This is a genomic window from Pseudomonas sp. E102 (assembly GCF_052660185.1).
The window spans coordinates 1,880,994-1,893,710 of the sequence record NZ_CP084025.1 but is presented as its reverse complement, the minus strand read 5'-3'; the positions used below and the strand labels follow the sequence as shown (position 1 = coordinate 1,893,710).

9 protein-coding genes are annotated in these 12,717 nt (G+C 60.2%); 5 read left to right on the top strand and 4 right to left on the bottom strand.

Going from position 1 to position 12,717, the window contains the following annotated elements:
• Positions 1-4 precede the first annotated feature (4 nt).
• From tssL to tssB, 4 genes are read right to left on the bottom strand one after another with little or no spacing between them, the layout of a single operon-like run.
• A complete protein-coding gene (gene tssL, locus DOCECA_RS08665; RefSeq protein WP_420766879.1) occupies positions 5-673 on the bottom strand; it encodes a type VI secretion system protein TssL, short form in 669 nt (222 codons plus the stop codon).
• Positions 670-2,025: a type VI secretion system baseplate subunit TssK gene (gene tssK, locus DOCECA_RS08660; RefSeq protein ID WP_445571761.1), complete on the bottom strand. Its 1,356-nt coding sequence runs from the start codon at positions 2,023-2,025 to the stop codon at positions 670-672. The genes tssL and tssK overlap by 4 nt, the downstream gene beginning before the upstream one ends.
• A gap of 23 nt (positions 2,026-2,048) precedes the next feature.
• Positions 2,049-3,584 carry a type VI secretion system contractile sheath large subunit gene (tssC, locus tag DOCECA_RS08655; protein WP_434700837.1) on the bottom strand — a complete coding sequence of 512 codons (1,536 nt, stop codon included), beginning with the start codon at positions 3,582-3,584 and terminating at the stop codon, positions 2,049-2,051.
• A gap of 35 nt (positions 3,585-3,619) precedes the next feature.
• Positions 3,620-4,123, bottom strand: coding sequence for a type VI secretion system contractile sheath small subunit (tssB, locus tag DOCECA_RS08650; protein ID WP_434674892.1), 504 nt, complete (start codon positions 4,121-4,123; stop codon positions 3,620-3,622).
• A gap of 477 nt (positions 4,124-4,600) precedes the next feature.
• On the opposite strand from tssB, the gene DOCECA_RS08645 reads away from it, so the two are divergent.
• From DOCECA_RS08645 to DOCECA_RS08625, 5 genes are all read left to right on the top strand, one after another.
• A complete protein-coding gene (locus DOCECA_RS08645; RefSeq protein WP_434651121.1) occupies positions 4,601-5,353 on the top strand; it encodes a substrate-binding periplasmic protein in 753 nt (250 codons plus the stop codon).
• A 211-nt stretch (positions 5,354-5,564) separates the two neighbouring features.
• Positions 5,565-6,818, top strand: a complete 1,254-nt coding sequence (gene mexE / locus DOCECA_RS08640) for a multidrug efflux RND transporter periplasmic adaptor subunit MexE (RefSeq protein ID WP_445571760.1) — start codon at positions 5,565-5,567, stop codon at positions 6,816-6,818.
• A gap of 15 nt (positions 6,819-6,833) precedes the next feature.
• Positions 6,834-10,013, top strand: a complete 3,180-nt coding sequence (locus DOCECA_RS08635) for an efflux RND transporter permease subunit (RefSeq protein WP_420766874.1) — start codon at positions 6,834-6,836, stop codon at positions 10,011-10,013.
• Positions 10,010-11,434 carry an efflux transporter outer membrane subunit gene (locus DOCECA_RS08630; RefSeq protein ID WP_434611311.1) on the top strand — a complete coding sequence of 475 codons (1,425 nt, stop codon included), beginning with the start codon at positions 10,010-10,012 and terminating at the stop codon, positions 11,432-11,434. The genes DOCECA_RS08635 and DOCECA_RS08630 overlap by 4 nt, the downstream gene beginning before the upstream one ends.
• A 213-nt stretch (positions 11,435-11,647) precedes the next feature.
• A complete protein-coding gene (locus DOCECA_RS08625) occupies positions 11,648-12,703 on the top strand; it encodes a tetratricopeptide repeat protein (RefSeq protein WP_445571759.1) in 1,056 nt (351 codons plus the stop codon).
• The last annotated feature ends 14 nt before the right edge of the window (positions 12,704-12,717 follow it).

Below are 12,717 nucleotides of genomic sequence, written 5' to 3'. Positions count from 1 at the left end.
CCCCTCATGCCTGGCCGGGCATGAGGGAAACAACCACGCCGGCCAGCCAGTGATCCATTGCCCACCAGACACCGGCATGCAGCAGCGCCACCGCTATTCCATGGAACCATGGGGATTGATGCCGACCCAGGCGACCGCCCTTTCGCGTAGCAAGGTTCTGGCTGATGTTCAAAGGCGGGACCTGAGCGTCGAGGGCGGCAAGCACTTGCTCGCGCTCAGGGTCGTCAGGGTCCGTGTAGCGGCCTCCGAAACCCAGCATCAGTACCCGATGGAACACAACAAGCACCCGTGGATCCGGTGATGGTTCGCGCAATACCAGGCGCATTTCCTCGTAGAGAAACTCACCGGCCTGATGCCGGTTGAACAGCTTGGCCTGTAGCGGTTCGCGGCTCCATTCTGCTCGTATCGGGCCCTTCGTGCAGACGAGGATGGCTTCGTCGAGCAGCGCACATTGGGCATGACTGATGTGTTCGATGCTGCGCGGTTCCACCGCGAGCTGTTCGAGCTGCCGTCGAACCTGCTCGACCTGTTCCAGGCAAAGCTGCTGCAGCGCCTGGGTGTCGTGTACCGAAGTACCATGGCGTAACTCGACCACCAGCAAATAACTGTCCTGCAGCAAGGCGTCGATATGCTTCGCCATTGCGTGGGTTTGTTTCGTGAAGTTCAGCGTCATGTGCGTAACACCGCAAACAGTTCAAGTTGGACTTGCGACAAAGTGCTGGGCACGTAGCAAGCAAAAGCCCCGGCGGCCAGCATGGCCTGGCCCTTGGCGTGACCGAGATCGAGGGCGAAGTACTGGTTTTCCAGGCGCAGCGCGATGGCCGCGGGCACATGGCTGAGGGGCTTCAGGGGGACGCCGTCGAGCGCCGCATTGATCAGGTTGTCGACATCGGCCGGCGCGCCGACCTTGCACAAGCGAGGAAATTGCTCCTGCAACTGTGCCGCCGGTAACTGGCAGCGCACCGAGAGGTAGAAATCAGCACCGTCAGGTTCACGTAGCCGGGCATCGTTGAGCGTTACCTGCCAGCGATTGGCGCTCGTGTTCTCCAGAACCAGTGCTATGACGCGCGAAGGCAGGCTGGCTTCAAGCAACGTTGCGATACAACGCATCAGCGGTGCAAACACCGTCTCCAGTTGCTCATGCCGATAGGCTGGAATCCTGTCGATATCGTGTTCCAGCGAAAACGTCAGCAGCCCCCCGGCCAGCTTGGCGAGCTCCAGATAGACCTGCTCGGGATGTCGCTGGGGATAGGACTTGATATCAGCCAGCACCGGCTCGTAGGTGTTCAAGGCGTTGAGCAACCAGAACAACGACACATCGGCTACAGCGAAGTCAGCCATGTGTTGATTGCTCTCCCGGCGCATGCCCATCAGGCGCTGCCGCTTGGCCGACAGCTGCGTCAATAGGTTGTCCAGCTGGAGCAACAGACCCGGGTGCGCGGCGAAACTGAGCAATGGCGGTACGTAGGCCGGATCGAGACGCCACTTGCCCTGCCCTTCACGGATCAGGCGCGCGATGGGACAGACCAGGTAATCACCGTTGTCGTCCTTGTCCAGGCGCAGCGACAGGTTGTGCTCCAGCACGGCGATCGACTGCACTTCCTGCGCATAGAGATCCTGCACGCTACGCCAGTCTTGACGGTAACGGGTGGGCCGATCGGCGCGGCCCTCCTCCATCAGGCAATTGTTTCCGTTGGCCTGTTCCAGGGGCAGGGCCAGCAGCACGAGCGCCTCCCGGGTGTCGTCGGTCAATAACCGCGACAACTCCAGCCCAGGCGGAAGACGATCCACCCGTTCGCTGTCGAGCAGGGTACCGTCGGGCATGCACACGCTTAGCCGGGTTGCCTTGAGCTTACCAAGGCCCAATGCGTCGGTATCGAACTCGACGGCCGTCACGCCCCAGGGATGCGCCAAGGCCAAGCCGGCGCGTTGCTCGTTGGCCCACGCTTCCCAGCGCGCCTGTTGTTGAAACTGTTGCGCAGACAACAGGGTGCCGGACGTCCATAAGGGACGATCGATTTTCATGGCGTCATTTCCTTGAAAGCGAGTCAGGCTTTCGCCTTGGGCATTTGCGAGACCAGGGATAAGTTGACGTCCATGCCCTCGACCTGAAAGTGCGGCACTGCGTACAACTTGACCCGGAAGAAACCGGGGTTGTCCTCGATGTCCTCCACCGTCACCTTTGCGTCACGAAGAGGGTGCGAAGCCTGCAGGTCATCGCCCGGATCGGTCATTTCGGTGACAAGTCCGCCGATCCACTTGTTGAGTTCCAGCTCCAGCAAACGACGATCCTTGGTGGTGCCGATGTTTTCGCGTTGGATCAACTTCAAGTAATGGGCAATGCGCGAGAGCAGGAAGATATAGGGCAGCCGTGCGTTGATCCGGCTGTTGGCGGTAGCATCCGCGGTGTCGTACAACGCAGGTTTCTGAGCCGAGCTGGCGGAGAAGAAACAGGCGTAGTCGCGGTTCTTGTAATACGACAAGGGAATGAAACCGAGATTGGCGAATTCAAATTCGCGGGTTTCCGGGATCATCACCTCTGAAGGAATCTTCACCTGGTTGCCAGTGCCCAGGTCATACAAGTGGATCGGCAGGTCGGTGACTGCGCCGCCCGATTGAGGCCCACGGATCTGCACGCACCATCCATTGGCGATGAAGCTCTTGACCATGTTGGCGGCAAAGGCAAAGGATGCGTTGGTCCACAAATACCTGTCGTGATCGGGGCCCTTGACGCTCTCGATGTAATTGAAGCTGCGCACTGGCACGGTATCCGGGCCATAGGGCAGGCGACCCAGGACCCTCGGCATGGTCAGGCCGATGTATCGCGCATCGTCACTGTCGCGAAACGCCTTCCACTTGATGTATTCGGCGCGATCGAAATAGTTGCCGATGTCCTTGATGGCAGCCACTTCCTCCATGGATCGCTTGCCGAAAAATGCCGGCCCCACCGAACCGATGAAGGGCATATGGGCTGCCGCGGCGACTTTCGAGATATTACGCAGCAAGGCGATGTCCTGCGGGCTACGATCGAACTCGTAGCTGGAGATCGCTGCCGCGATCGGCTCTCCGCCCGGCGTGTCGTATTCACGGGTATAGGTATGCAGGTACAGCCCGCTCTGGGCGATTTCGGGGGCGTCTTCGAAGTCTCGTACCAGATCATCCTTGCTGATATCCAGCAGTTCTATTCGCACGTTCTGTCGAAAATCGGTCTGGTCGACCAGGGACTTTACGCCGCGCCAGGTTGATTCGATCCTTTGGAATTCGGCGTGATGCATGACCGCATCAAGTTGACGACTGATTTGCATGTCGAGCAACGCTATATGCTCATCCAGCAGCACTTTGTCCAATCGTTCCACTCTGTGCGGCGATTCCTTGAGCAACTTCAAGAACACACTGACAGCGGCAGTGACGCGCTCGTCAACCGAGGCCTCGGACAGCGCCTCGGCATGCTGGAAAGTTTCGATGCTTCCCAACTCTGCGATGGGATTCAAATTGATCTTACTGAACAGGGCTGCATAAACTCCCTTATCTTCAGCCAATACTGTAGCGCCGCGCGATTGCACGTTATTACTTTCAGTAGACATATGAATTTACTCTTTGGGCTGCCGCCCGTATTTGATTAGCGAATGTCTTTTGGCGCCAAGGCCGCCAATTCGTCCCGCAGTTCATTGCTGAGCGCATCATCCTGGAGGATGCGCTCCAATTCTAGACGGAAGGCCATGTTATCAAGCAGGTTCGACTTCAAGTCGCGTAGAAGATTGCGCATGGCCAGCAGCGCCCGTAATTGAGGGATCTGCCTGGCTACTTGTTCCGGCTCAAAGTCTTTCATGCGATGAAACTGCAGTTCGATTGAAATATCCTCCCCGTTGTCCGCCAATGTATTATGCGCAGCGATCGTCAAAGTTGGCGAAAACTCGGCCAGGACATGATCGACGTTGTGCTTGTTGATATTGATCTTGTCTCTGACGGATAAAGGGCGCTGTTCGCTGCCGTTGCTGTAATCTCCCATCACCATCAATTTGAGTGGCAACTCAACTTTCTTTTGCGCGCCGCCAGTGTGCAGATCAAGTTTGATATTGATCCTGCTCTTGGGTACTTCATTCTGGAAACTGTATGAAGCCATGCCTATTCCTCTCAAACCGGATGTTAAGTGTTCGCTGTACAAACATAGCGAAGCGGCGCAGAGCCGGACAGGTCTAAACCCAGGCCATTTCTACGAAAGAGAATGGACTCACAAGCTGTCGGAAAATGGCCTACAGATACGGTTTACAACGAAGCGTTGCCGACGTCGGTGCGCGGTTGACACCCGAGACGCGAGGGAGAGGCTTACAAACGAGGAATGACGCAAACCCATTTTCAAGCCGGGTTTCGCGGCGTCTATCTTGGGAGCGGTTGCCGCCATGCGAAGTTCAAGGCTTTTGTCTTCCGGATGATCTATACCTTCAGGTACACGTCGTCAGGCCAAGGGACAGGCCGACGTGTAGCCAATAATAATGTCGTGCCCTCGGTCGGGTGCTGCTTGCTTTGGACAGCAGGAGGCTATTTGCGCGCCGCCTCCCTCAATAGAATGGCGCGCCTTTCAATGCCTGAAGTAACGATCATGAGCCGGATCACCCGCGTATTGAATGACCGTACCAGCGTATTGTCGCTGCTCTGCCTGCTCCTGGCTGTCGATAGCGCGTGCGGCGAGCCCCGGGTCATTGAACTGCACATCCTCGACGCGCCCCCGTTGACACTGCTCAACGACCCCAGGGGCCACGGCATTGTCGGCGATGTCGCCGTGAAGGCGATCACCCGCGCCGGGTATGCGGTAAAGATCCATGTGCTTCCCTGGGCCAGGGCGCAAAAGCACGTCAGTGAGGAGCATGACTTCTTGATAGCGCCGCTGTCGCGCATTCCGGGGCGAGAAACCCGCTTCACCTGGATCTCGTCGATCATGCCCATGGAGCGCGCGTTCTTCAGCCTCGATCATAAGGTCGGCAGCTTTGCCCAAGCGAAAGAAACCTTTCGCAAGGTGGGCGTCGGCCTGGGTAGCGCGCAAGAGGAAATCCTGCGCACCGAGGGCTTCCGGGACGACCAGATCTACCCGTTGGCCATCGGCGACAACCCTGCCCAAATGCTCCTGATGGGGCGCATCGATGCCTGGTTCAACGGCGTGCCCGAAAGCCGATATATCTGGCCAAAAGTTTCCAAGCGCAAGCTGCTCATGAGTTCAGTGGGCAGCAGTGCCGACCTCTATCTCGCGTGCTCCAGGCAATGCTCGGCGAAACTCGTCGAGGATTTGCGCGGCGCGGTGGAAGCGTTGCGCAATGAAGGGGCGATCAAGCGTATCCATGATCTTTATGTCCCGTGACATCGCCGAGCGGGCGATGGCATCAGTCTTGCGAACCACCTGAAGGGATATCAACTAGATTGATAGCCAACTAACGAAAGCCCCGCGATAGAGGCCTCGTCGATGACTTATATCATTCCGGATGATAGTTACCTTTGTTTCATTCGATTCGTTCCTCTGCGCCTCGACACGCATCATCCGCCCATCTCAATACACTTGGCGGATGCTATCCATGGAACATTCACTTTCTAAATTGCGCTTTCCCCTCGCACTGTTGGCGGTGCTGGTGATCAGCGCTTGCGGTAAGACTCCCGATACGGCAGCTTCGATGCCGGCGGCCAAAGTCAGCGTGGCCAAGGTGCTGGAGCAGCGCGTCAACGAATGGGATGAATTCACCGGGCGCCTCGAAGCGCCGGAAACCGTCGAGATTCGCCCGCGGGTTTCGGGGCAGATCGATCACGTTGCTTTCACCGAAGGCGCCCTGGTCAAGAAAGGCGACCTGTTGTTCCAGATCGACCCCCGCCCCTTCCAGGCGGAAGTGCGTCGTCTCGAAGCGCAACTGGCGCAGGCCCGCGCCACCGCGACCCGCAGCGAGAACGAGGCCCAACGTGGCGAACGCCTGCGTCTGAGCAATGCGATTTCCGCTGAACTGGCGGATTCGCGTACGACCGCTGCACAGGAAGCCCGCGCCGCCGTGGCAGGTATTCAAGCGCAGCTGGACCTGGCCAAGCTGAACCTCAGCTTCACCCGGGTTACCTCGCCCATCAACGGTCGTGTCAGCCGGGCGGAAATCACCGCCGGCAACCTGGTGACCGCCGACGTCACGCCGTTGACCAGTGTGGTGTCCACCGACAAGGTCTACGCCTACTTCGACGCCGACGAGCGTGTGTTCCTCAAGTACACCCAACTTGCCCGCCAAGGCCAGCGCGGCCAAGCCACGCCTGTCTACATGGGCCTGTCCAACGAAGACGGCAATCCGCACCTGGGCCAGATGAACTTCGTCGACAACCAGGTCAACCCACAGACCGGCACGATCCGTGGTCGCGCGGTGTTCGACAATAAAGACGGCGCCTTCACGCCAGGCCTTTATGCCCGACTGAAGCTGGTGGGCAGCGGCACCTATTCCGCCGTGCTGATCAACGACGAAGCCGTAGGCACCGACCTGGGCAAGAAATTCGTCCTGGTGATGGATGGCGAGAACAAGCCGGCCTACCGCGCTGTCGAGCTGGGGCCAAAGATCGAAGGCCTGCGCATCGTGCGCAACGGCCTGAGCAAGGACGACACCATTATCGTCAAGGGGCTGCAACGGGCCCGTCCGGGTTCGCCGGTTACGCCTGAAACCGTGCCGATGGCCAGCGAGCAAACCCTCGCCGCCCTGGCACAACAACGCAAAGCGCTCGAAGCCAGCAACCTGCCCCAGGTCGCGCCCTCCAAGGCAGCGTCCGGAGCGGCAGGCAAACTGGCCTCTGCGTCCCCACGCGGTTAAGGGACTGAACTCAAGATGAAATTTTCCCAGTTCTTCATTTCGCGGCCGATCTTCGCAGCGGTGCTCTCGCTGTTGATTCTGATCGCCGGCGCTATCTCGCTGTTCCAACTGCCGATCAGCGAATATCCGGAAGTCGTGCCGCCTACCGTAGTGGTCCGCGCCAACTTCCCGGGCGCCAACCCCAAGGTCATCGGCGAAACCGTGGCCGCGCCCCTGGAACAAGCCATTACCGGCGTCGAGAACATGCTGTACATGTCCTCGCAATCCACCGCCGACGGCAAGATCACCCTGACCATCACCTTCGCTCTGGGCACCGACCTGGATAACGCGCAGGTGCAGGTGCAGAACCGTGTCACCCGCACCGAGCCCAAGCTGCCGGAGGAAGTGACCCGCATCGGCATCACGGTGGACAAGGCGTCGCCCGACCTGACGATGGTCGTGCACTTGACCTCGCCGGACAAACGCTACGACATGCTCTACCTGTCCAACTACGCCTTGCTCAACATCAAGGACGAGTTGGCGCGCCTGGGTGGCGTGGGTGATGTGCAGCTGTTCGGCATGGGTGACTATTCCCTGCGGGTCTGGCTGGACCCGAACAAGACCGCTTCGCGCAACCTGACCGCCACCGACGTGGTGACCGCGATTCGTGAGCAGAACCGCCAGGTCGCTGCCGGTGCCCTGGGTGCGCCGCCGGCACCGAATGCCCAGGCCTTCCAGCTCTCGATCAATACCCAAGGCCGCCTGGTCAATGAGGAAGAATTCGAGAACATCATCATTCGTTCCGGTGCCAACGGTGAAATCACTCGCCTGAAGGACATCGCTCGGGTGGAGCTGGGCTCCAGCCAATACGCCCTGCGCTCGCTGCTGGACAATCAGCCGGCGGTGGCAATCCCGATCTTCCAGCGTCCTGGCTCCAATGCCATCCAGATCTCCAACGATGTGCGGGAGAAAATGGACGAGCTGAAGAAAGGCTTCCCGGCCGGCATGGACTACAGCATTGTCTATGACCCGACGATCTTCGTCCGTGGCTCCATCGAAGCGGTGGTGCATACCCTGTTCGAAGCGCTGATCCTCGTGGTGCTGGTGGTCATCCTGTTCCTACAGACCTGGCGCGCCTCGATCATCCCATTGGTGGCCGTACCGGTTTCGCTGATCGGTACCTTCGCGGTCATGCACCTGTTCGGATTCTCCCTCAACGCCCTTTCGCTGTTCGGCCTGGTGTTGGCCATCGGTATCGTGGTGGACGACGCCATCGTGGTGGTGGAGAACGTCGAGCGGAACATCGAACTGGGCCTCACCCCCGTGGAGGCGACAAAGCGCGCCATGGGCGAAGTGACCGGCCCGATCATCGCCACCGCCCTGGTGCTCTGCGCGGTCTTCGTTCCTGCGGCGTTCATCAGCGGCCTGACCGGTCAGTTCTATAAGCAGTTCGCCCTGACCATTGCGATCTCCACGGTGATCTCGGCGATCAACTCGTTGACCCTGTCGCCGGCCCTGGCCGCAGTTTTGCTCAAGGGGCATGACGCACCCAAGGACCGTTTCTCCAGATTCCTGGACCGGGTCTTTGGTGGCTGGCTGTTCCGTCCGTTCAACCGCTTCTTCGAACGTGCCAGCCATGGCTACGTGGGTACTGTCGCTCGGGTGATCCGCAGCAGCGGGATTGCCCTGATCGTCTACGCAGGCTTGATGGTATTGACCTTCTTCGGCTTCTCCAACACGCCGACCGGTTTCGTGCCTGGCCAGGACAAGCAATACCTGGTGGCCTTCGCCCAACTGCCGGACGCCGCGAGCCTGGACCGCACCGAAGATGTGATCAAGCGCATGTCCGACCTGGCCCTCAAGCAGCCTGGCGTGGAAAGCGCCGTGGCCTTCCCTGGTCTGTCGATCAACGGCTTCACCAACAGCCCGAACGCCGGCATCGTGTTCGTGACCCTCAAGCCTTTCGACGAGCGCAAGGACCCGAGCATGTCGGCCGGCGCCATCGCCGGTGCCTTGAACGGCCAGTACTCGGAAATCCAGGAAGCCTACATGGCGATCTTCCCGCCGCCGCCGGTGCAAGGCCTGGGCACGATCGGTGGTTTCCGCCTGCAAATCGAAGACCGGGGCAACCTGGGCTACGACGAGCTGTACAAAGAAACCATGAACATCATCGCCAAGAGCCACAACGTGCCGGAACTGGCCGGATTGTTCACCAGCTACACCGTGAACGTACCCCAGGTCGATGCCGCCATCGACCGTGAAAAGGCCAAGACCCACGGCGTGGCCGTCAGCGACATCTTCGACACCCTCCAGATCTACCTGGGTTCGCTGTATGCCAACGACTTCAACCGTTTCGGCCGCACCTACCAGGTCAATGTCCAGGCCGAGCAGCAGTTCCGTCTCGAATCGGACCAGATCGGCCAACTGAAGGTGCGCAACAACCGTGGCGAGATGATCCCGCTGGCGACCTTCATCAAGGTCAGCGACACCTCGGGGCCTGACCGCGTGATGCACTACAACGGCTTCATCACCGCTGAAATCAACGGCGCCGCCGCCCCTGGCTACAGCTCCGGCCAGGCCGAGAAAGCCATCGAGAAACTGCTCAATGACGAACTGCCCAATGGCATGACCTACGAGTGGACCGACCTGACGTACCAGCAGATCCTCTCGGGCAACACTGCGCTGTTCGTGTTCCCGCTCTGCGTATTGCTGGCGTTCCTGGTGCTCGCCGCGCAATACGAAAGTTGGAGCCTGCCATTGGCGGTAATCCTGATCGTACCGATGACGCTGCTGTCGGCAATTACCGGGGTAATTCTGTCCGGTGGCGACAACAACATCTTCACCCAGATTGGCTTGATCGTATTGGTAGGACTTGCCTGTAAGAACGCGATTCTGATCGTCGAGTTCGCCAAGGATAAACAGCTCGAAGGCATGAGCCCGCTGGCGGCGGTCCTGGAAGCGTGCCGCCTGCGTCTGCGGCCGATCCTGATGACCTCCTTCGCCTTCATCATGGGCGTGGTTCCCCTGGTGTTCTCCAGCGGCGCCGGTGCGGAAATGCGTCACGCCATGGGTGTGGCGGTGTTCTCGGGCATGCTCGGCGTGACCTTCTTCGGCCTGCTGCTCACCCCGGTGTTCTACGTACTGATCCGTAATTTCGTCGAGCGCAGCGAGGCCCGCAAAGCGGCCCGGGCCCTGAAACTGGAGGCGCAACAATGAGTTTGAAAGCGTTCCTGCCGAGCCTGCTGATGCTTGCACTGAGTGCCTGCGCCGTAGGCCCGGACTACAAGGCACCGCAAACGGAGGCGGCGAATATCACCACCGCCACCGACGGCGCCGCCGGCCAGAAGAACTTCGACCGCGCCCGCTTCGAAGGCGTCTGGTGGCAGCAGTTCGACGATCCGACCCTCAACTCGCTGGTGACGCGTTCTCTGGAAGGCAACCGGGAATTGCGCGTGGCCTTCGCCCGCCTGCGGGCTGCCCGGGCGATTCGCGACGACGCCAGCAATGACGCCATGCCGACCATCACCAGCCGCGCCAGCAGCGAACTGGGCAAAGGCCAGAACCCGATGGGGCAGACGGACGATCGGGTCAACTCCGAGCGTTATGACCTGGGCCTGGACATGGCCTGGGAGTTGGACCTGTTCGGACGCATCCAGCGCAACCTGGAAGCGACCGATGCCGACCAGCAGGCCGTCGAAGCCGATCTCTACCAACTGCAGGTGACCATAATCGCCGAGCTGGTGGACGCCTACGGCCAACTGCGTGGCGCGCAGCTTCGGGAGAAAATCGCCCTGGCCAACCTGGAGAACCAGCAGGCGTCCCGCAAGATCACCGAAAGCCTGCGTGATGCCGGCGTCGGCGATCAGCTCGACGTGGTGCGTGCCGACGCTCGCTTGGCAGCGGTGGAAGCCAGCGTGCCGCAACTGCAGGCCGAACAGGCGCGTCAGCGCAACCGCATTGCGACATTGCTGGGCGAGCGCCCGGACAAGCTGAGCGTGGACTTGAGTCCTAAACAGCTGCCAGCCATTGCCAAGGCTCTGCCGATTGGCGATCCGGGCCAATTGTTGCAACGCCGTCCCGATATCCTCAGCGCCGAGCGTCAACTGGCAGCCGCCACGGCGCGCATCGGCGTGGCCAAGGCCGACCTGTTCCCTAGGGTCAGCCTGAGCGGTTTCCTCGGGTTTACCGCCGGACGTGGTTCGCAGATCGGCTCCTCGGCCGCCAACGCCTGGGCGCTGGGCCCGAGCATTACCTGGGCCGCTTTTGACCTGGGCAGCGTGCGGGCTCGCTTACGCGGCGCCAGCGCCGACGCCGACGGAGCACTGGCGAACTATGAGCAACAAGTGTTGCTGGCCTTGGAAGAGTCGGAAAACGCCTTCAGTGATTACGGCAAACGCCAACAGCGCCTCATCTCGCTGATCCGCCAGAGCGAATCGAGCCGCGCGGCCGCCGACCTGGCCGAGATCCGTTATCGCGAAGGCACCGAGGACTTCCTCGTGCTGCTCGACGCCCAACGTGAACGCCTGGCGGCCGAAGACAGTCAGGCCCAGGCCGAAGTGGACCTGTATCGCGGCATTGTCGCGATCTACAAGGCCCTGGGCGGCGGCTGGCAACCGGAAACCGTCGCCAGCAACTGACACCCTTCCCAACCGAGCTCCTTTGGTTGGCCGCAACCAACCAATTGTTTGCCCCGCGCCTCATTCGGACGCGGGGCTTTTTTATGGATGTCAGAACCCATTGTGGGAGCAGGCTCGCACCCGCGGGTCCCTCACCGCGATTACAGGTTTGACTCAAACGCGGACCTGACCGAAGCTTGCGGCATTTCACGCTCCTGGTTATGGATTACCTGCATGTCTTCGTCTCGCCGCTACCTGCTGTTCACGCTTGCGGTTGTCTTGGCAATCGGTCTCGTCGCGATATGGCTGCGCAATGCCACACCGCAGATTCCCGAGGCCATCAAGCGTGGTTACAGCGAAGCGTTGGAAAGCGCCCGCAACGGACAGCCAGGAGCAGCGCGGATGCTGTACCAGCAACTGGGACGTCCGGACCTCTCCCCCAAGCGCCGGGTATGGCTGCACGGCGAACTGCCCAACTATCCAAGCCCCCAAGCGTTGAAACTGGCGCAGGCGGATTTGCACAGCGAATCGCCGCAGGTCCGCCGCGCGGCGATCGTCAGTATTGTCGGGCTGGTGCCGAACGCCCAGCGCAGCCTGCTGCTCGGCCCGCTCCTGGATGAAAACGACCCGGATGTCCGGTTCGCCGCCGTAAATGCATTGCTGGGGCTGTCACCCGATGAACTCGGGCTTTATTTCGGTGCGATGCAGATCGCCGTCGATACCTGGAAGCAGTCGTTGAACGACAGCCCACCCTCCCCCGAATCCCTCTTTCAGCTTGCCCGGCTGTACAGGCATGACGCCGAACTGGAAAAAGCCCAACAGGCATTGGAGCATCTTCTGCGCCTGCAACCCGACAACCTGCCGGCGCTGGTCATGCAGGTCGATGTGCTGGATAAACAAGGCCAGGGAGAAGCCGCCCGCCAGTTGCTCGCTCGGCAGTTGCAAGCACAGCCGGCATCGGCTTATCTGCAACATGCGCTGGGCATGTGGCTGTTGCAGCACGGCCAGAGTGAATACGCGGTGCTAGGCTTGGCGAAAGCGGTGGAATTGGAGCCTGATAACCGGCAATACCGTTTTGATCTGGCGACTACGCTGCATGAAGAGCAGGAAGTGGAAGCGGCGCAGAAACAGTTGCAGGAAATCGTCCAGCGCTACCCCGCCGACCGCAACGCCCGGGTGTTGCTGATCAACTATTGGAAGGAGACCGGTCAGTTGCAGCATGTCCAGGTGCTGTTGGCCCAGTTGGAACAACTGAACCCCGACGACCCGGCGATACAACAAGGTTTATAGGGCAATAGGCGTAT